General features: G+C 39.7%; 14 protein-coding genes. 5 read left to right on the top strand and 9 right to left on the bottom strand.

The genetic code is table 11. From position 1 onward, the window contains the following. Positions 1-16: 16 nt before the first annotated feature. The 4 genes from HQN86_RS07790 to HQN86_RS07775 all read right to left on the bottom strand — a co-directional run bounded on the left by HQN86_RS07790 (position 17) and on the right by HQN86_RS07775 (position 5,539). Entirely contained in the window at positions 17-472 is a 456-nt protein-coding gene (locus tag HQN86_RS07790) for a MarR family winged helix-turn-helix transcriptional regulator (protein ID WP_172660457.1), read from the bottom strand. A gap of 134 nt (positions 473-606) precedes the next feature. Continuing rightward, positions 607-1,941, bottom strand: coding sequence for a DUF6089 family protein (locus tag HQN86_RS07785; RefSeq protein ID WP_172660456.1), 1,335 nt, complete (start codon positions 1,939-1,941; stop codon positions 607-609). A 132-nt stretch (positions 1,942-2,073) separates the two neighbouring features. Next, on the bottom strand, positions 2,074-3,798 hold the full coding sequence (gene ggt / locus HQN86_RS07780) for a gamma-glutamyltransferase (RefSeq protein WP_246269505.1): 1,725 nt from the start codon (positions 3,796-3,798) through the stop codon (positions 2,074-2,076). After that, a complete protein-coding gene (locus HQN86_RS07775) occupies positions 3,758-5,539 on the bottom strand; it encodes an AMP-dependent synthetase/ligase (protein ID WP_172660455.1) in 1,782 nt (593 codons plus the stop codon). The genes ggt and HQN86_RS07775 overlap by 41 nt, the downstream gene beginning before the upstream one ends. Positions 5,540-6,053: 514 nt before the next feature. On the opposite strand from HQN86_RS07775, the gene HQN86_RS07770 reads away from it, so the two are divergent. Further along, on the top strand, positions 6,054-6,521 hold the full coding sequence (locus HQN86_RS07770) for a hypothetical protein (RefSeq protein ID WP_099439747.1): 468 nt from the start codon (positions 6,054-6,056) through the stop codon (positions 6,519-6,521). A gap of 274 nt (positions 6,522-6,795) precedes the next feature. Here the strand turns inward: HQN86_RS07770 and HQN86_RS07765 are convergent, their stop codons facing one another. After that, entirely contained in the window at positions 6,796-8,595 is a 1,800-nt protein-coding gene (locus HQN86_RS07765; protein ID WP_246269504.1) for a M61 family metallopeptidase, read from the bottom strand. 205 nt (positions 8,596-8,800) lie between these two features. Between HQN86_RS07765 and HQN86_RS07760 the strand changes: the two genes are divergently transcribed. The 4 genes from HQN86_RS07760 to HQN86_RS07745 are packed head-to-tail and all read left to right on the top strand — an operon-like array spanning position 8,801 to position 15,204. Further along, entirely contained in the window at positions 8,801-9,883 is a 1,083-nt protein-coding gene (locus tag HQN86_RS07760; RefSeq protein WP_172660454.1) for an efflux RND transporter periplasmic adaptor subunit, read from the top strand. Positions 9,884-9,893: 10 nt separating this feature from the next. Next, positions 9,894-12,998, top strand: coding sequence for an efflux RND transporter permease subunit (locus HQN86_RS07755; protein ID WP_172660453.1), 3,105 nt, complete (start codon positions 9,894-9,896; stop codon positions 12,996-12,998). 22 nt (positions 12,999-13,020) lie between these two features. Then, the gene (locus HQN86_RS07750; RefSeq protein ID WP_172660452.1) at positions 13,021-14,331 is read left to right on the top strand and encodes a TolC family protein; all 1,311 of its coding nucleotides are present in this window, start codon (positions 13,021-13,023) and stop codon (positions 14,329-14,331) included. Between the two features lie 18 nt (positions 14,332-14,349). Continuing rightward, the gene (locus HQN86_RS07745; protein ID WP_172660451.1) at positions 14,350-15,204 is read left to right on the top strand and encodes an N-acetylglucosamine kinase; all 855 of its coding nucleotides are present in this window, start codon (positions 14,350-14,352) and stop codon (positions 15,202-15,204) included. Positions 15,205-15,873: 669 nt separating this feature from the next. Here HQN86_RS07745 and HQN86_RS07740 read toward each other — a convergent pair. The 4 genes from HQN86_RS07740 to HQN86_RS07725 all read right to left on the bottom strand — a co-directional run. Beyond that, entirely contained in the window at positions 15,874-16,386 is a 513-nt protein-coding gene (locus HQN86_RS07740; RefSeq protein ID WP_172660450.1) for a GAF domain-containing protein, read from the bottom strand. Between the two features lie 373 nt (positions 16,387-16,759). Then, a complete protein-coding gene (locus HQN86_RS07735; protein WP_172660449.1) occupies positions 16,760-18,754 on the bottom strand; it encodes an OmpA family protein in 1,995 nt (664 codons plus the stop codon). Between the two features lie 78 nt (positions 18,755-18,832). Beyond that, on the bottom strand, positions 18,833-19,828 hold the full coding sequence (locus HQN86_RS07730; protein WP_172660448.1) for a PorP/SprF family type IX secretion system membrane protein: 996 nt from the start codon (positions 19,826-19,828) through the stop codon (positions 18,833-18,835). 57 nt (positions 19,829-19,885) lie between these two features. Further along, positions 19,886-22,000: Ig-like domain-containing protein (locus HQN86_RS07725; protein WP_172660447.1), on the bottom strand; the 2,115-nt coding region annotated here is incomplete at its 5' end.

The following is a 22,000-nucleotide window of genomic DNA, read 5'->3' as shown; positions in this document are numbered from 1 at the left end:
TCAAGCTGTTACCTGGCTAGCCTTTATTTTCCCTGTTTTCTTCAGGTATTTTATAAGCTAAAGTCAGTTTATTTAATTTCTGTAAGGATAGTATCAAATTGTTCTTCTCGTGAGAGTTTAGGTTTTCATTTAAATACTCATTAAATGAAATCACAACCCCTTTTGCCAGCTGTCTTTTCTCGCGGCCAAAATCAGTAAGATAAACTTTAACCGATCGCTTATCCCCGGCAGAAGTTTCCCTGTATATTAACCCCAGTTCTTCCATATTGTTTAGCATCCTGGACAAACTCGTTGCCTTGACCCCAAGCAGACCTGCAAGCTGAGACACCGCCGTCCCCTCTTTGTCTATATTAATTAATACATAACCAATTGCCTGCGTTATTCCGAATCCGGATGCGATCTGGTTATAGGTGTTGGCCATGTTTTGCCACACTACCTTTAAAAAATAGTCTATTGTCTCCTGTTGTTTCATTAAATACTATGCTTGCATAACAAAGCTATTGAAATAATAATTAGTTTGCAAGTATAATTTACAAAATATTATATCATAAAAAACCCCACTCTAAAACAATAGAGTGGGGTTTTTAAACTTAATACTGTTTCAGACTAGTAAAGCGTAAACTCTACCCTTCTGTTTTTCTGACGGCCTGCTGCAGTTTTGTTGCTTGCAATAGGCTGACTCTCGCCATATCCAGTTGCCTCAATACGAGAAGCATTTGCTCCCTGAGACACTAAATAAGCTTTTACAGATTCCGCTCTATCTTTAGATAATCTCATATTTAAAGCATCAGATCCTGTATTATCAGTATGGCCTGCTAATTTCAAACTAAAGTTTTTCTCAACCAACAGTGCCGCAACACGATTCAATGTAGCATATGATTTAGATCTGATTGTAGCTTTACCCAAATCAAATTCTAAGTTTTTAATTGCATCAGCAACAACCTTACGATCTGCTTCTGTAATAACAACTTTTTCAACCGGTGCCGGTACTTTTAACGGACATCCAGATCCATCAACTACAGTTCCTGAAGGAGTATCCGGACATTTATCCAATTTATCGGCAACACCATCACCATCTGTATCTTTCAACAGATCGTTCATTTCGCCTCTTAATTTCTGGTTCTCAGCTTTCTGAGCTTCAAGATCGCCTTTCAAAGCATTGGCAGTTTGCTTAGCCTGTAAAGCCTCATCATAAGTTAAAGCTACAGGATTATGCCATGCAAGTTGTTTCTGACCGCTACCCAAAGCAAATTCCAAACCACCATAAGCGTATGAGTATTTATCATTGCTTCCACGGAAGTAACCATCAAGATCGTCATTATCAAGATAGTTCATAGTCCATCCCAAATCAAGGTTTATCCTGTCAGACAGTTTAAATTTAGCACCAACACCAACCGGAATAACCAGTTCATTAAGTGTTTCACCATTTTTGTAGTCGGTTAAACCAGCACTACCGGTAGAGGTTTTAACCTTGTAACCAGCAACACCAGCACCAGCTGATGCATATAACTGCAATGCATTGTTTTTATTGAACATATCAATATTAAACAAATTCACTACAGCATTTAAGCTTGCTGAATAATCCAGAGTAGTTTCGAAAGCACTGATAGGACTATCATTTACTGCACCACTTTTGTATGGTTCTGAATTATCACCAGTCAATTTACCTCTTACCCCATCTAAACGCAATGAGAAATATGGCGTAAATTGTTTTTTAATATATAATCCGTAACCGAAGTTGCTTTTCCAGTTAGAGAAATCATTTTTTCCTCCCAAAGGAGAAATTGGAGCTAATGCACCGCCATTTATACCAATAGACCACGTATTTAATTTATTTGCATCGCTAGTTGTTACCCTTGTAGAATCCTGAGCCTGGGCTACACCACCAACAAGCAGTGCTGCAACAGCTACGGGTAAACATTTAAATAGTCTTAGTTTCATAGATCGAGTTTTTAAATAATTATCAGAATCTTTTTAATTCCTGTTCAATTATTCAATACTCAGGCCAAACAGCCAAAACCACCTTTAACAATGTTTAAGAGGTAAAGCCACTGTGCTATATACTATACAAAACTACCATGCTGCAATGCTGTCATCGCCGCGGGGGTCGGCACCACCCTGATAATATCCCCACTTGGTTTTCAATATCGCATCCACCCTGCCAATTGGGCCGCGAGGGATAATATTATACCCTTTAGCCTTAAGTTTTAACATAGTTAAACTATCGAGTGTGTTTTCTTCAGTATAAACCTCATCGGGCAACCATTGGTGATGAAACTTTTTAGCCGATACCGCCTGTTGCATACTTTTATCAAACTCTATTACATTTAATATCGTTTGAAAAACCGAAGTAATAATAGTAGAACCACCAGGTGTGCCTACAACCATAAATAGTTTACCATCTTTTTCAATAATAGTTGGGGTCATAGAGCTTAGCATCCGCTTGCCTGGTGCAATGGCATTGGCTTCGCCACCAACTAACCCATACATATTAGGTGTTCCGGGCTTTACGGAGAAATCGTCCATTTCGTTGTTCAACAAGAAACCCGCTCCTTTTACAACTACAGCCGCACCATACGACCCGTTTAATGTGGTAGTTATAGATACCGCATTTCCATCCCTGTCTACAATAGAGAAGTGTGTGGTTTCCTCATGCTCCCTGCCATTTAAATTCCCTTCTTTAACTTCTGCACTTGGGGTAGCCTTGTTCCAGCTAAAATTGCTCATCCTGTTTTTGATGTAAGCATTATCTAAAAGCTGCTGTTCCGGCACTTTAAAAAAATCAGGATCTCCAAGATAGGCAGCCCTATCGGCATATACCCTGCGTTCGGCCTCAACCACCAATTGAACTGTGGAATCAGCATTTAAACCCCATCTTTTTAAAGGATAAGTCTCTACCGATTTAAGCAACTGCAACAAAGCAATGCCACCACTTGATGGCGGAGGCATTGTAATAATTTTATATTCTTTGTAGTTACCTATGGTGGGCTTACGCCAAACTGCCTTGTAGTTTTTAAGGTCTTCTTTAGAGATAATGCCTTGTCCGCGTTGCATTTCGGCTATTAAACTATCGGCAACAGCACCTTCATAAAACCCGGCGCGACCATGATCTCTAATCTGCTCCAAAGTATTGGCCAGCTCTTGCTGCTGTAAAACATCACCTTCTGTCCAATCGCCTGCTTTCAAAAATGCGGTACCATCTGGATTGAACTCGGTAAACGTTTCCTTTAATCCGTTAAGCTCTCTGGCTTGTCTGGCACTTACTTTAAAACCGTTTCTTGCCAATTCTATAGATGGCTCAATTAAATCAGCCCATTTCAGTTTACCATATTTTTGATGTGCTTCGACCATTCCGGCTACAGAGCCCGGAACACCGGCAGCCAGGTGGCCGTATAAACTTTTATCGGTAATGGCATTACCGGCAGAATCCAAATACATGTCTCTTGATGACAATGCCGCTGCTTTTTCTCTAAAATCTAAACTATTGGTTTCTCCAGAAGCAGCGCGATAAACCATAAAACCCCCGCCACCAAGATTACCGGCATTCGGATAAACTACTGCCAGGGCAAACTGTACGGCAACCGCAGCATCAACCGCGTTACCACCTTTTTTTAAAATACCCAGGCCAACCTTAGAGGCAAGCGGACTTGCAGAAACCACCATTCCGTTTCTATACTCGTTGCTGTTATACTTTCCAAGCTGTCCTCCAACACACCCAGATAGCATTAACCCTGTAATTAAAGCTAATACAATGTTCCTATGCGTGTTTCTCTTCTTTGTAATTCTCTGCGTCGGCATAAATTTTTTCTATAATATCTTTATTCTTTTCCAGAATAACTTTCCTTTTCAAACTAAGCTTAGGGGTAAGCTCACCACCATCAATACTCCATTGTTTTGCCAGCAAGGCGAAGCGCTTAACCTGCTCCCACTTACCAAATTCTTTACCAGACAGCTCTACAATTTGCTGGAACTTTTCTACTACGTTCGGATCCTTTGCCATTTCAGCATCGGTGGTATAGCCAATTCCCTTTTTCGCTGCCCAGGCCTTTAACGCCACAAAATTAGGAACAATTAAGGCAGATGGAAACTTACGATTTTCGCCCAATACCATCACCTGCTCCACCAAAGGTGTTTCCTTAAATTTATTTTCTATCATTTGAGGTGCCACATACTTGCCGCCTGCAGTTTTAAATATCTCTTTTTTACGGTCTGTGATTTTCAAAAACTTGCCACCCACAAGCTCGCCAATATCTCCGGTATGGAACCAACCATCTTTATCTATCGTTTCGGCAGTCAGGTCATCGCGCATATAATAGCCTTTCATAATGTCGTGGCCACGCGCCAAAACTTCTCCGTCTTCGGCAATCTTTACTTCTACCCCTTTAATTGAGGGCCCCACAGTACCAAACATGGTATTACCAAAGTGGTTTACTGTAATTACCGGTGATGTTTCCGTTAATCCGTAACCTTCAAATACTGGCATATCCGCAGCCCAAAAGATTCTTGCCAATCGCGGATTTAATGCCGCACCGCCCGAAACAATAACGATAATGTTGCCCCCCAAGGCTTCCTGCCATTTTTTAAATACGAGTTTTCTGGCAATGCCTAATTTAAAATTATAGAACCAACCGCTTTCAATTTCATACTTCTCTGCCAGGGCTACCGACCAAAAGAAGATTCCCCTTTTAATACCGGTAAGCGCTTTACCCTTTTCCATGATCTTTTCGTATACCTTTTCCAATAATCTTGGAACGGTAGAGAAAACCGTAGGTTTTACAAACTGAATATCGGCCACAATGGTATCCATACTCTCGGCATAATAAACAGATGTGTTGGTATACATGTACAGGTAAACAACCATTCGCTCAAAAATATGAGACAGGGGCAGGAAGCTCAAACCCGTTGTAATTCCTTCTGGCAAAAGCACCGCGGAGTTCTCGAAATTTTTAACCAGGTTATCGTGCGTAAGCATCACTCCTTTGGGCGTTCCGGTTGTTCCCGAAGTATAAATAAGAGTTAAAATATCTTCTGGTTTTATTTGATTTCGATACTCATCAAGATTATGAGTTTGTTTTGCACCATCATCTAACAATGCAGACCAATTATTGGCACCCGGCACGTCATTAAACGTATATACTTTTATATCAGTAGCCAGTTCTGCACATACGTTTTTTAATTTTTTATAAAGGGCTTCATCGGCTGCAAACACAACCGTAACGGCTGCATTTTCAAGAATAAATTTGATATCGTGTTCTGCAAGCGTTGGGTAAAGTGGTATCTGATAGGCGCCTATTTGCATAATAGCGAAATCGGTGATGTTCCACTCAGGTCTGTTTGGCGAAATCACTGCCACTCTGGATTCTTTTCCCAACCCGATACCAATTAATCCGCGGCTCAATGCATCCACAGTATCACAAAACTTTTGGGTACTGTATTTTACCCACTTTCCGTTTATTTTACCACTAACAAATTCTTCCTTTGGAAATTTCTCTAAATTGTATTGAAGCAAGTCGAATACTCTTGTTATCGTTACAGCCATGGTACTTCGCTTAATATTTATATTATAGGAATTTGGTTCACAAAGGATATGCCCATATATTCTCCCTCTACGCCCCTTGTTTTCCAAACTTAACTAAAAATAATCAATATTATTTTACAATTGCAGTGTGATTTGGGTCATTTTTAGGAGGCGGATAAAGAACAATTCATGATTAGAGCAGCTCTCAACATTCTTCCCAATTCAGACCGCACTGTTATCTCTCTGCTCGTTCGCGATGTCGGAGTATGATATAAATCATTCAAGATCATCTGATAGATTTCTCCAAATTTTCTTTTCCTGAGCTAAACATCGCCGGCAAATCAAAGTAGAAAAGACTGTAGTTATCGTATAGCAATGCCATCAGTCCTACATTTAAATCTCCGTATGATAAGGACAATTTGCTCTTTTTATAAAACAACCTCACTGAAAACCAGTATTTATAATCTGAATGTCATGCCGTGGCACAATAGTTGTTATGATGCTTTCATCTAATAAAAAGTTAAAAACAGACATTATGAAAAAATTAATCTTTACTCTATTTTGTTGCACTGCATTGCTAGCATTAACATCAAATGTGGCTAATGCTCAAAGTTATAAAACTGCACTAGGTATGCGTATTGACGCTGGCGACGGTTCAACCGGTGTTGGTTTTAATGTAAAACACTTCTTCTCTAGAAACGGTGCAGTTGATGCCAACCTTATCTTTTTTGACGGAAACGTTGTTGGTTTAGGTGCAGAATTTCAATATCAGGCTCCAATTGCAGGTGCAAGAGGATTAGACTGGTACTTAGGTGTTGGTCCGAATTTCTTGTTTGGAAAACACTCAACTGCAGTTCAACTTAGACCTACCGCTGGTTTAGATTTTAAAATCCCAAATGCACCAATTGACTTTGCATTTGACTGGCGCCCAATGTTTACCCTTAATCAAGGAACAGAATTTACCGCAGCGCGTTTCGGCATTTCATTACGTTACGCGTTTTAGATAAAACTACACTTCTTCCGTATTGAAAAACAGCAAGGGCTGCGAATATGAATTCGCAGCCCTTGCTTTTATATGTAATTAAACAGGAGTCTCTCGACCAAGAAGTAGCGACGAAACGATTCACATAATCAAGAGATCTCTCCTGTCGTCGAGGACGGGGATGTGCTCCATATTATGCGCCCAATTCCCTTAAAAAATGCTTGCTAAGAAGAGGTCTAGGAATCATTGCGCTTTTTCAGCGCATTTATTCCAGACGCTGAATAGTAAGTGTTTTTTAACCTTTCTTTCCCAAAAGCCAACGATTTCTTACAGCCTTTTCTCCTTCGCTTGGATTCTCATTAACCGTAGTTATCAATTTAACATTCGGATTAGCCTTTAAGGTAAGTTTAATATCCCTTACCAAACCATCTCTTCTAATAGTAACGGTAATCACATCGCCAACATTTTTACTGGTAACTACCGGCATTTTCTCAATAGCAACCTCAACAGGCACGCCATCAACAGTTACAATCTGATCATTCACATTTAAGCCACCATCCCAGGCAGCAGAATTACGCGAAACAGCCGATACAATAATATCACCCTCCACCTTTTTAGATGCCACACCTAAATACGGAATAATTTTACCTTCATTTTCGTCTACAACACTAATACCCGCATAGCCAAAGTATTTTTTGTACTCAATAGCATCCGTTCCATTTACATATCTGGCCCAGAAATCAGTAAAGCTGATGCCGCTAATTTTCTCTACCATAGCCTTAAATTCAGCATCAGTATAACCTCTGCCTAATTTTTTATAGTACTCATGGTACATGCTTTTCATTACATCATCCAAACTCTTGGCTCCTTTAGTAGCATGGGCAATTTCAATGTCCATAAGCATACCAACAACCTCACCTTTACTGTAATAAGAAATGGTGGCGTTGTTAGAGTTTTCATTAGGACGATATGCTTTAATCCATGCATCGTAACTCGCTTCGGCGGCCGACTGAACTTTTGCGCCCGGTGTGTTTACCACATTGGCAATAGCTGTTGCTAGCGCCTGTGCGGTCTCATCAACAGTAAAAAAGCCAGCACGATGCGTTAGTTTATTCTCATAGTACGATGTAAAACCTTCGGCAACCCAAAGGTTTGTAGTGTAATTTTCATTGTCGTAGTCAAATGGACCCAGGGCTACCGGACGTAAGCGTTTTACGTTCCAAAGGTGATAATACTCGTGTGCAACAAGATTTAAAAAATCTTTATATCCTTTTGGATCAGCATATTTATCTCTGGATGCGCCAAGTACGGTAGAATTTAAATGCTCCAGACCACCACCTCCAACGGAGCGGTTGTGTACTATAAAAGTATAGTGTTTATTCGGGTTCTCGCCATAAATAGCGGTTCCCTGCTCAACAACCTTAGCCATATCAACCTGTAGCTTTTCCTTGTCGTAATTACCACCTCCATACATAGCCACTTCATGTTTAACACCAGATGCAGTGAATTCAAAAACATCCTGGTTACCTACTTCAATAGGGCTATCGAACAAAAGATCGAAGTTCGATGCCGTATAAGTAAACGGTTTTCCGCTTACCGGCTCTAAGCCTGTAGATACCTTTTCCCAACCTTTAAACGGGTTCACTTTAACAGTGCTTGGTAAGTTTAGCATGCCATCAGGATACATAAATATTCCGGTGCTTGATAAAAAAGCATGACTTTCATCAACAAAAGAGGTACGTACAGATACTTCAAAAGCATACACGCGGTATTTGATTTTTATGTTTTTTGCTTTAGCGGAATAAATTCTCCAGGCGTTTTTTCTTACTTTCTCGAACTTAACAGGCTTATCGTTTGCAGTAGCCGAAAAGCCCTCTACATTTTTTGCAAATTCGCGAACCAAGTATGATCCTGGTGCCCATACAGGCATTTTAACGTCTACATAATCCTTAGTTAATCCTGAAATGTTCATTTCCATTTCAACGTAATGTGCCTGTGGTTCAGTGAAATTTACCTCGAACCCAATCTTTACCTGCGACTTAGCTGTCATACTTATTGATAGTAATACGATTAATCCTGCTAATGATGTTTTCATCAAAAATTCTTTATTAATATAAGTTAGTTGTTTTTGCTGTGCCAAACTTAGATAAAAGTGCTTAAAATAGTGTATATTTTACCTACCGTTTAATATGCTCGTAAGTAAAATATTACGTTAATGGAGCTGTAACATCCTTAATACAAGCCTTGTGAGGCGCCATATTTGAATATTTTTGTACGCTAACAAAGTCAACACAGCCAATATGAAGCTCAAGTATATCGTTTATGCCCTAATTGTTTTAGGGTTTCTTTATTTTATTTATTACAGGATTTCGGCCAATAAGGCGATCGAAAATTCAGGTGGCGGAAAAGGCGGAGGCAAGGGAGCCAAAGGCGGCGCGCCAACAATGAATGTGAATGGCGTAGTAGTAAATGCTGCTGCTTTTAACAATGATCTTGAAATAACAGGGGCTGTTGAGGCCAACGAGGCTGTTACTTTAAAAAGTGAGGTATCTGGATTGGTTACCGCAATTAATTTTAAGGAAGGTACTAACGTAAGTAAAGGTACGCTGCTGGTAAAAATTAACGACAGGGATATACAGGCTCAGTTACAAGACGCACTTACTAAAGAACGATTATCGGCTACTAACGAAGCCCGGGCAAAACAGCTTTTGCAAAAGGGAGCAATTAGTCAGGAAGAGTATGATACCTCGCTTGCAGATTTGCAGTCGCTTAAATCGCAAACGCAATTGGTCCGTGCACAATTGGCAAAAACATCTATATATGCCCCTTTTAGCGGGAAAATTGGGTTGCGCTCTATTTCGGTTGGAGAGTATATTACCCCTGCCAGTGTTATTGCAAACCTGCTTAGCATAGATCCTATTAAAATAAACTTCGCGGTTCCTGAAAAGTATGTAGGCCAGATCAAATTACACTCTGAGATCTCATTTAGAACAGATGGATCTGCAAAATCTTACATCGGGAAGGTATTTGCTATTGAACCGGGAATAAATTCACAAACAAGAACATTACAGATTAAAGCATTGGCGGCTAACCCGAATAACGAGTTGCTGCCGGGTGCTTTTGCAAGGATTAAATTAGCGCTTACCACTTTAAACGATGCTATTTTAATTCCTAATGAGGCTATAATTCCTGTACTTGATGGGAAAACGGTATTTGTAAGTAAGGGCGGACAGGCACAGCAGATTTCTGTTGAGGCGGGTACGCGTACGGCAAAAGCTATCGTGATTACTTCGGGACTAAAAGTTGGAGATACAGTTTTAACCACAGGTGCCATGGCTCTTAAAACAGGGACGCCGGTACATGTAACAGTTACTAAAAACTAAGAGCGACAGGATGAGTATTTCAACCACGAGTATAAAAAGGCCGGTTTTGGCCATTGTAATGAACCTGATGATCCTTTTGTTTGGGGTTATCGGCTATAACTTTTTAGGAGTTAGGGAGTTCCCTAATATTGACCCTACGGTGGTTTCTGTGCGAACTTCTTATCCGGGTGCCAACTCTGATATTATTGAATCGCAGATCACTGAACCGCTTGAAAAATCTATTAATGGGATTGACGGGATCAGGAATATTTCTTCATCAAGTAATCAGGGTAGTAGTAATATTACCATAGAGTTTAATCTGGATAAAAATATAGACGATGCAGCCAATGATGTGCGCGATAAGGTTTCGCAGGCGGCAAGAAGTTTGCCTAAAGATATCGATGGCAATCCGGTTGTAAGTAAGGCTGATGCCAACTCTGATGCGGTAATTACGATGACGGTGCAAAGCGATAAGCGGAATGTAATGCAGCTAAGTGATTACGCTGAAAACGTGATTTCTGATAGGCTGCAAACCATAACCGGGGTTAGTAGTATACAGATACAGGGGCAAAGGAAATATGCCATGCGTATTCGTATAGACCCTAATAAACTGGCTGCCTATGGCTTAACATCGCAAGATATTGTTACTGCGTTAGACAGGGAAAACGTAGAGTTGCCATCTGGTAAAATTACGGGTGCAAGTACGGAACTGGTGATAAAAACCTTAGGTAAATTAACTGACGAAGATGAATTTAACAACCTGATTCTGAAAAATGATTCGGACAATGTAGTGCAGTTAAAAGATGTTGGCTACGCGGTTCTGGGTTCTGAAAACGAAGAAACTGTTTTAAGGGAATCTGGAAAGCCTATGGTTGCTGTTGGCTTGGTTCCGCAGCCGGGAGCTAACTACCTTGACATTTCTAAAGAGTTTTACAAGCGGTTTGAGCAGCTGCAAAAAGATATTCCACAGGATATAAAACTTAATGTTTCGTTGGATACAACCAGGTTTATCCAGAGCTCTGTTACTGAGGTTGCGGAAACGATTATCTTGTCGCTGATTCTGGTTATTCTGATCATTTACCTATTCTTTAGGGATTGGGCAATTGCAATGAGGCCGCTGATAGATATTCCGGTATCGCTGGTGTTTACGTTTTTTATCATGTACATTTTTGGGTTCTCGATTAATGTATTGTCGCTGCTGGCAATTGTACTGGCAACGGGTTTGGTGGTTGATGATGGTATTGTGGTTACAGAAAATATCTTTAAAAAGGTAGAAGAGGGCTACTCCCCTTTTGAGGCCGCAATTAAAGGTTCTAACGAGATCTTTTTTGCTGTTATTTCAATTTCAGTAACCTTAGCTGCAGTGTTTTTACCGGTTATATTTTTGCAGGGCTTTGTAGGCCGGCTGTTTAGGGAGTTTGGGGTGGTAATTGGGGCCGCCGTGCTCATATCGGCATTTGTATCGCTTACTTTAACACCGATGCTAAATGCTTACCTGATGAAAAAAAGCGGGCACAAAAAATCCAAATTCTACGACATGACGGAGCCATACTTTGTGGCCATGAATGATTGGTACGAAGAAAAACTAAACAAGTTTTTGGACAGAAGGTGGTTGGCAATTCCTATTATTTTGGTTTGTTTGGGTCTTATTGTTTTGTTTTGGAAGATATTGCCTAAAGAAACCGCTCCTTATGACGACAGAAGCGCGATTAACATGAACCTTACTCTACCTGAAGGCTCTTCTTTTGCCTATACTGATGATTTTGTGGGTAAGGTTTCCCAAATGGTTCAGGATTCTGTGCCTGAAAAGAAAGTGGCTATTACGGTTACCTCGCCGGGCTTTGGTGGTTCGGCATCTACAAATAGCGGGTTCGTAAGAATGGGCTTAAGTGACCCGGGAGAAAGGCAACGTTCTCAGGCTGATATTACTAATGCTTTAACCAAGATTACCAGAAAATATACTGAAGGAAAAGTGGTTGTAACGCAACAGCCTACTATTTCGGTTGGTCGTAGGGGTGGTTTGCCTATCAATTATATTATACAGGCTCAGAATTTTGAAAAGCTAAGAGAAAAAGTGCCTTTGTTTATGGATGAGGTGGCTAAGGATCCTACTTTTACAACTTCTGATGTGAATTTGAAGTTTAATAAGCCCGAAATTGACTTAACTATTGACAGGGCTAAGGCCAAAAACCTGGGGGTTTCTGTTGCAGATATTGGTTCTGCTTTACAATTGGGCTTAAGCGGTCAGCGCTTTTCTTACTTCTTTATGAACGGAAAGCAGTATCAGGTTATTGGTCAGTTTGAGGTTGGCGACAGGAAAGATCCACTTGATCTTAGTTCTGTATATGTTAGAAACGATAAAGGTGAGTTGATTCAGATTGACAACCTGGTTTCGAGTAAAGAAGAGAGCAGTCCGCCACAGCTATTCCGAAATAACCGCTTTACCGCAGCAACTGTTTCGGCGGGGTTGGCTCCGGGCAAAAGTATTGGAGAAGGTCTGGATGCAATGGACAGGATATCGGCTAAAATACTTGACGAAACGTTTTCTACAGATTTAGGCGGTGAGTCGAGAGATTTTAGAGAGAGTTCATCTAATACTTCTTTTGCCTTTGGCCTTGCGTTATTGTTGGTTTACCTCATTCTTGCAGCACAGTTCGAAAGTTTTAAAGACCCTATTATCATTATATTAACGGTACCGATGGCTGTAGCCGGTGCATTTTTATCCCTCTGGTTGTTTGGCCAAAGCTGGAATATATTTAGCCAGATTGGCACCATTATGCTGATCGGACTGGTAACTAAGAATGGTATTTTGATTGTTGAATTTGCCAATCAGCTTAAAGAAAAGGGCAAGAGCGTTCATGATGCAATCAGAGAGGCTTCGGTATCGAGGTTAAGACCTATTTTGATGACCAGTTTGGCTATTGCCATTGGTGCGCTTCCTATTGCAATGGCATTAGGTGCCGCTGCAAAAAGCAGGATGGGTATGGGTATTGTGATTGTTGGTGGTACTATATTCGCGCTGATTCTTACGCTGTTTGTTATCCCTGCTATTTATTCGTTCTGGTCTAAAGAACACAAGGAAAATTCAGAACTAAAAGAGTCTTTAATAGCTGCGTTGAAAACGGAAAATGTATAAGTGGCCATTTACAAAGAGAAACATGAAAAAGCTTAATTTTATTTTGATCATACTTCTTGCAGCCTTTGTACAAAATGCAGCTGCCCAGGAGAAACTAACGCTTCAACAGGCAATTACCATCGCTCTGCAAAATAATTACGACATAAAATTGGTTAACAATGATTTGCAGATTGCAAAGAACAACACCAATATTGGCAATGCCGGTTTTTTACCTGGGGTTACAGGGAGTTTTGCAACGGACGGGAGTAGACAAAATACAGTACAAACCACTTCTACTGGTGCTGAGAGAGTTGCCGATGGTGTTAGGAATACAAGCATGAACTACGGTGTTGCGCTGGATTGGACCATTTTTGACGGCTTTAAGATGTTTGCTACTTATGATAAATTAAAGGAGTTGCAAAAACAGGGCGAGGTAAATGCAAAAGCCGCTATATTAACTACAATTGCTGATGTAATTAATTCATATTATGCAGTGGTAAAACAGCAACAGCTTGTTGTTGCCAATGACAGTGCATTGGATATTTCGAGATTTAGATTAACCATTGCTGATAACAAACTGCAGCTGGGTAAGGGTTCGAAACTTGATGTTTTAGCTGCTCAGGTTGACTACAATACCGATACATCTGCCTATTTACAGCAAAAAAACCTTTTGCAAACATCAATGATTACGCTTAATCAGGTTATGGCCAGGGCTATTGATACTAAATTTACTGCGGAAGAGGATATGGACATTGATTACAAACTGAATTATACCCTGTTGCAGGAGCAAACGTTACAGTTGAATCCTGATCTACAGAATGCTTTTATTAATAAAAAGGTGGCTGAACTTAGTTTAAAAGAGGTAAAGGGACAGCGTTATCCGGTAGTTGGTGTAAATGGTGGTTATGCATTTTCGAGAAGCGCCAACCCTACTGGGTTTAACCAGAAATTTAGAGGTCAGGGTATCTCTTATGGCTTAACGGCAAGCATGAATATCTTTAATGGTTTTTTACAGCGTCAGAATGAAAGAAATGCTAAGGTGCAGATCAATTCATCTGAAGTGGAGCTTGAAAAAACCAAGCAAACTATTAACGCCCAGCTGCTAACTGCTTTCGAGAATTATAAAACAAGCCTGGATTTGTTAAAGGTTGAGACTAAAAATGTTGACATTGCCAAGCAAAATCTAGATATCACTTTAGCAAAGTACAGGCTAGGAAGCATTGCCCCTCTGGAACTTAGAGAGGCCCAAAGAAACGCTATAAACGCAATCACCAGGTTTTTAGATGCTCAATATCAGGCAAAACTTACAGAAATCAGTTTAAAAGAGATAAGTGGCACTTTAAATATCCAATAAGATTAGTATTTTTATCGCATGATTCTAGTAGCAGACAGTGGTTCTTCTAAGACCGATTGGATGGGTTACAGCCCCAATGAAAAAATCAACTTTAGTACGCAAGGAATAAACCCTTATTTCTTAAATGCACATGATATTTTCAAATTGTTTTCAAAGAAGAAAGAAATTGCCCCTTACGCTGATAAGGTTAAAGAAATCTATTTCTTTGGTGCAGGCTGCTCGTCGCCTGATAAAATTGAGGTGATCTCTAACGGGATTTCTTCTTTCTTTACCAAGGCTTATGTGTCAGTTGAGCATGATTTAATTGGTTCGGCATACGCCACTTGTGGTGATAAAAAAGGACTGACTTGTATTTTGGGTACTGGCTCTAATATTTCTTATTACGACGGTAAAGAAGTTCATAACGGGGCACATGGCTTGGGTTATGCTCTTGGTGATGAAGGCTCAGGCACCTATTTTGGTCGCAAACTGATCACAAGCTATCTATATCATCAGATGCCTGCTGATCTTGCTGTTGAATTTGCCGATACTTATCAAATTGACAAGGAATCTGTTATTACCAATCTTTATCAAAAACCAGCACCAAATATCTACCTGGCCTCGATAAGTCGTTTTATGGCTTCTCATCCTGATCATCCTTTTATTATTAATATTTTACGTGAGGGTTTCCAGGAATTTGTAGATTCCAACATTAAGGATTACCCTAATTATAAAAGCCTTGATACTCACTTTGTAGGCTCTATTGCATTTTACTATCAGGATATTTTAAGAGAGGTTTGTATTGAGAATCAGGTAAAAGTTGGTAAGATATATCAAAAACCTATTGAGGGTATTTACAACTACATCTTAAGAAAAGAAGGCATCATGGTTTAAGCTGCGCTTTATCCTTTTTACATCATAGACGGCTCCTGCCGCAGGCAGTAAACCGAACTCGCATCACTGGTACTTCGGGATCATCTTCTTAGGCCGTAGCAGTGCCGGTTGAAATGATTAACATGATTATAAACGCCTATTTCCTCATATGGATTCAAGTCTATATAGATTATTTACCACTGACAAATTTCTTTAATTAACCGAATATTGGTTTCATAGACAGCATCTTTACGAAAATTTACGAGGAGTTACATGAACGTTTGATCGGGCCTGCCATTTACACGCATTCTATCTCTCTTTCTATTTAGAGGAACTTCGGCACAATTCCTGTTGAAGGGATACAATTACAGGGAGAAGATCACAACTGACAAAAGCAAAGTAACTGATGCCATTTTTCTGCTTATAAGGATCTTGTAAATTCCCCAGTGTTAATAGGACCTGATGATGACTTGAAACATGGTAGTGAATATTGCGGAAACAAAATACAAACCATGGAGGGCAAAGACCTAAATTTTTTATCTGAGCATCCTCTCACCGGACTAATGAAGCGAAGACAGTGCGTCCCTAAGTAGTGTAGATACAATTTTGGAAATCTATATATTCTGCATAAACCCGACCAACTATTTGGACAGATTTAGATGATTATCATTCCGGGCTGTATAGGAAGAATTAAGCCACTTCATACACCGCTATTCGCTTGTCCATTTCGGCAGTTACCATGGAGGCTATCCAATCCAATTTTTTCTGTTCGGTTGAACTAAAGTCTCTATGTTGACTATCTACAATACAAATTGAACCCACATTAAGTCCTCCTTTAGTCGTGATAACAGCCGAAGCAAAAAATTGTATCCCAAGTTCACCAAGCATCATTGGATTTAAAATTAACCCAGGTTTTTTTGTGATGGTTTCAAATTTCACAAGACTATCATTCTGTATTGCAATTGAACATATATTGTTAGCTTGATCGGTATCCAGATCAGCAGACTCTGATTGTTCTGACATACCCCAGACTTTATAGTTGTCTACAAAATTGATCATCGCTAAAGGAACATTTAACATCTTTGCCGATACTGCTACTAGTTTATCAAACACTGGCTCCGGCTTAGTATGCAAAATTTTATATTGCTTTAAGTTTTCCAGGCAAGGATATTCATTTGGTGAAATTACATTGATTCCAATCATACTTACAATTCGCAAAACAATTAAACTTAATTTATCCCATAGCACTTGCAATCAAGGTATTGCATAGCAGCTAATATGTCGGTTACATGGCAATTACCATACCCGATTTGTTATTGTGCTTTAAAAAATTGCTTTTTTATGGCTAACGACAAATAAATGTATCTTCTATTATTAATTGAAGGGGATTTACGATTGAGGATGAAAAACGAGGGATCAGGATTATGTGCGACAAAAGCTACAATTCAGAAAAAGTAAAGAGGGGTAAACCTTCCTCAAACTGGATTCATTTCCCCAATATTTACAGATAAGGTTAAAAAAACAGGCCTTCAAAAATAAAATTCTGAAGGCCTGTTAACAGACGGGTATTCGTATTTTATTTCTTTGTAACCTTGAATTCAGTTCTCCTGTTAAGGGCACGACCTTCAGGATTATCTTTGCCATTAGGTAGTTCATTAGGAGCTACTGGTTTTGTTTCACCATAGCCTCTGCTTGTCATTCTTGAAATCGGTATTCCTTTTGAAACTAAATAGTCTACGCAAGATTTCGCTCTTCTCACTGACAGGTCCATATTATAAGCATCTGAACCTTTGCTATCTGTATGCGCACTTAGCTCGATTTCAATCTTAGGGTTATCCTCCATGATTGAAAATAAATGATCCAGCTTACCTTTTGAATCTTCAGTTAATGTTGCTTTATCAAATTCATATAGCACATCCTTAAGTACTATAGGTTTGTCAATTTCGTAAGGAGTTAAACAAATATCAGGACTAAACAATGTATCTTTTTTTGCTAAATCATCATAACTGAAGTTTAAAATTTTAGAGAAGTACTTATCTTTTTCTGCTGTAAGTTTTAGCTTACGATTAGAATTTACTTTGAAAGTGTACTCTCCGGCTTGATTTGTAACTGTTCTAAGTGTTTGCAATGAATCAACAAGTATAATAGTGGCATCTTGTAAGGGCTGTTTTGTATCACAATCGTATACAATACCTTTAACGGTAAGGTATTCACGTTTTACATTAAAAACCTCCAGACAGCAAAGAGATTCACGGTCTGAACTAATATAGCCTTCGGTATCTGAATTATCAGAAGGAGTATAATAGATATCGTCTTTTGATGAGTTAAATGGATAACCAACATTGCGAGGGTCTGACCAATTAGTGAAATCGCCCTCACTTTCATAAAAATCAAATCCACCCATCCCTATTCTGCCATTACTACTGAAAAGCAATTTATTGGTTTGAGCATTATAGTAGGGAGCCTGATCATCTTCAGGGGAGTTTATCTTATTACCTAAATTTATCGCTTGTCCTAATGACCCATCAGTTCTCAAAGGGCAATACCATAAATCATACTTACCTTGTCCACCAGGTCTGTTAGACGAGAAGATTAAGTATTTGCCATCTTTAGTTACAAAGGGCTGAATAGCATTAAATCCTTTTACATTTACCTGGCTTCCTAACTCAACGGGATCGCTCCAACCTTTATCTGATGAAGCTAGTTGGTAGATCTTTTTGTCGCCCTGAGCTGTCCAGCTGGTAATATAAATGGCCTTTCCGTTTGGATGAAAAGCCGGAGCAGCTGCTTCTTTGTTTAAACTGTTTAATGCTACCTTTTTAATTGTGATGCCTCCCGTTAAAGGATTACCTGGAGTTTCATATACTGCATTCAAATATGGGGTCTCTTTTTTTGACACTTTCGCATTACTTTGATCAGTTAAGATTTCCTTTTTGCCTGCATCACCTACTGGTCTGGAAGATGTAAAGTAAAATTTACTGTCTTTTATAACCGGTGTATAGTTTGATCCTTTCTGGTTAATATCGTTTTGAAGCTTGGTTAACTTAAACAATCTCGGATAGCGCAATTCAAATAATGCAAACTGGCAAGAAGCTATTTCAGATTTTGTTTTTGCGGCATACGCATCATTAAGTTTATACTTGCCGACAAATTCATTGAAAGCCGTAACTGCTTCTTCAAATTTTTGATTTGCCCTCAGTGATTCGGCATACCAAAATGTAGCAAGTACATATTTCGGATCCTTAAATTCCTTTGCCAAAGCATACCATTTCTCTGCGTCAGTAAAGTTTTTATAAAGCCTTAACGATTCAGCCAATTGAAATACGCTGTATTCGTAATCTTCCTTTTTAGGGTTATCTTGTTTAATCTTATTTGCAAAACCATAAGGCACTACAAACCCAGCACTATCTGCGGAGGATAGTTGCAGTGATCTTTTATAATATTCTGCGGCTGCGTAATACTCTTTATTTTGAAAATAGACATCCGCTACTCTCTTACTATTGGTTACAAATTGCGCATTTGCAGCAGTTGTGAATAAGCACAGGATCAGTAATGTTTTAAGCAGTTTCATCTGTAAATGATTTATTTATGTTTAGGTGGTCAGATGGAGCTCGCATGATGAATCATGCTAGGTTCATATCGCGTTAGTTTATAATCTTGGACAAAAGAAGTTAGGGCCTGTAATTCCCTTTCTACTGGTAAATGAAATGGATAACTCTAACCCTCCCTGATTACGTGTAGCTCTACTTAAACTTGAAGTGTTAAAATCATAACTTACCCCAAAGACCATATTTTTTAGGTGTAACCCGAAGAAAGCTATCGCAGAATCATCAACCCTATAATTAGACCCGAAAAGCAAATCTGATTCCTGATTAAGCATAAACTGTGCATAAGCCCCGATTGCTATTTCGCGTGCATTACCCTGTTTCATGTATAACCCATTTGGTGTAATATCAAGAACTTCTGACATTTTGATTCTAGCACCTCCATGAGCTGCATATCTAATTGGCATACGAACGCTATTCCCTAAAAACTTATCGACTGGCCTGGTAATATGCCCTGCCATTGCACCTCCGAACACGTTAACTCTTTGTCCTGGATTTCCATCGAAATACATAAATCCTGCATTCACATCTGGCACTAATGTGTTAGATGAAGCAAAGGATTCGTTTATTCCAAAATTGGGATCATAACCCGTTATTGGATTGAATTGTGCACCCAGGGTGATCTTTGATGGATCAAAGCTTTTATTAAGAATACCAGCCTGCAAACCAAAGTTTATCATGTTTAAACCGATCTTTCCAAAGTGGATACGATAAGCTCCTGAAACCATAGCGCTTAGGTGATTATAACTAATATCTCCAGCATTCTGATTCAAAACCATTGCACCGAATGCTAAGTTTTTAACCGGGGCCATGTCAAATGACGCCCCCCCGGTTAAAAATGAATTTGAAATAGTTCCCCACTGTTGTTTGGCATTCAAAGAAACCCGGTATTCACCGTCCGTTACCCCGGTTAGTGCTGGGTTTAGCCATAGCGGGTGAGCGTAGTATTGAGAGAAGTGCGGATCAATCTGTGCAACCACCCTTACAGCTCCCAAACTTAAAAACGCTCCTAGTGCTATTATTTTTATTAGTTTCTTCATAACAAATTTGTTTTTCGAGTTTTTAGGTAAATGATTAATATTAACTGGAAACATCTTTTATCTTAATAGGGTTATTGTGCCTTTTTTAGTGGTTTTAGTCCCGTCATTAAATTCCGCTTCCAGGAAATACACATACACACCGTTCGGCTGTATATCACCTTTATACGTTCCATCCCATCCATTTTGAATGTTTAATGATTCGTAAATAAATTGTCCCCATTGATTGTATACACGCAACTTCATTTTTGCAATTGTATTTCCGTACACGTACAGAATATCATTTTTACCATCATTATTTGGTGTAAATGTATTAGGGACAAAAATTGTGTTTCCTAGAGGATTATCGCTCTTAGCAGTTAAGCTGGTTGCGTCACTCAGTTGACAGTCAAGCTGACCTTTAGCCCTAACTCTTATTGTTACACTTTGATCAGGTTTCAAACCAGCTACCAGATAAGTAGTTCCAGTCGCTCCACCTGTAGGTGCAACCCATGTTAGTCCATTATCTAATGAAACTTCGTAAGCAGTTGCTCCTGGTATTGGATTCCACTGGAATGTTATTTCTGTTGCTTTGTTCTCTTTAACAGTAACCACTGGTGCCTCAAGTTTACCTAGTACAGTTACCACAACTGATGTGCGTGTTGTACTTGAGCATCCTGTTGCATTGCTACTTTCCACATAATAAGTTGTGGTTGTTGTTAGAGCCGGTGTAGTAAATGTTACACCCTGAGCAATTGAAGTTCCTCCGGTTGCTGCAGTATACCAGCTATAAGTAAGCGCTGCATCTGGATTGGTTACTGAAAGTGTAGCAGTTGTACCTGAACACAATGGCCCTTCAGCTCCTGATATTGCAGGTGGCGCTGTAGGAATTGGTGAAGCGTTTACTTTAACTGCTGTACGACCCGTACTTACACAAGATGCTGTTGAAGCTTCAACATAATATGTAGTAGTTGTTGTGATTGCAGGCGTAGTAAAGCTTGTGCCTGTACCAACAGCTGTTCCAGCAATTGGAGTAGTATACCATTTGTAGGTTACTCCATTAGTTTGAGGACTTGAAACACTCAATACAGCCGGAGTTCCTATACAGGCATCTACAACTGCTGAAACTACAATCGGTGTTTGTGGTTTTGGTGAAACAGTTACTGTTACTTTAGTTCTACCAGTTGCATTTCCACAACCTGAAGCACTTACTGCCAATACGTAGTAATCTGTATTAGTAGTTAAGGTTGGTGTGGTAAATTCTTCACCAGTAAATAATAATGTTCCTCCTGCTAACTCACTGTACCATTGGTACAAGATCCCTGCCTCAGCATTAGCTACTTTTAACACAGTTGATTCGCCGCTGCATATACTTGTTCCTGCACTAGCAACATCTGGTGTTTCTGGTAAAGGATTAACTGTAATTGTAACCACTTTTGCTGTTGCGGCAGTGTTCTCGCATTTATTAGCAGCCCTAACAGTTACATAGTAAGTTGTAGTTGCTGTTAACACCGGAGTAGTAAACTCTGCCCCGGTAAACAATGCATTGGTTAATGCTGCATCACTGTACCAGGTAAACACCGGATTAGTAGCGGTTGTACTGCTTGCTGTAAGCGTGGCAGTTGTGCCTGCACAGAATGGTGAGCCTGCTCCTGCTATAACAATGTCAGCTGCTGTGGCTGGTGGATTAACCGTTACGGTAACAACCTTAGCTGTGGCTGCTGTATTGTCGCATCTGTTATCGCCTCTTACTGTCACATAATAAGTAGTGGTTGCTGTTAATACTGGAGTAGTAAATTCTGCTCCGGTAAATGCTACATCGGTTAGCGCAGCATCTTTATACCAGGTGAATATTGGGTTTGTTACTGTTGTACTGCTTGCGGTTAGCTTAGCAGTTGCACCTGCACAGAATGGTGAGCCCGCTCCTGCTACAGCAATATCAGCTGCTGTGGCCGGTGGATTAACCGTTACAGTAACAGTCTTAGCTGTAGCAGCTGTGTTTTCACATCTGTTGTCGCCGCTTACAGTTACATAGTAAGTTTTGGTGGCAGTTAGTAATGGTGTATTAAATTCTGCTCCGGTAAATACTGCATTGGTTAAGGCGGCATCACTGTACCAGGTAAATACTGGATTAGTTACCGTTACACTGCTTGCAGTTAACTTAGCTGAAGTACCTGCACAGAATGGAGAATCGGC

It is taken from the genome of Pedobacter panaciterrae (assembly GCF_013204795.1).
GTDB classification, from domain to species: domain Bacteria; phylum Bacteroidota; class Bacteroidia; order Sphingobacteriales; family Sphingobacteriaceae; genus Pedobacter; species Pedobacter panaciterrae.
The sequence above is the reverse complement of the archived record's forward strand: the minus strand, read 5'-3'. Positions and strand labels throughout refer to the sequence as shown.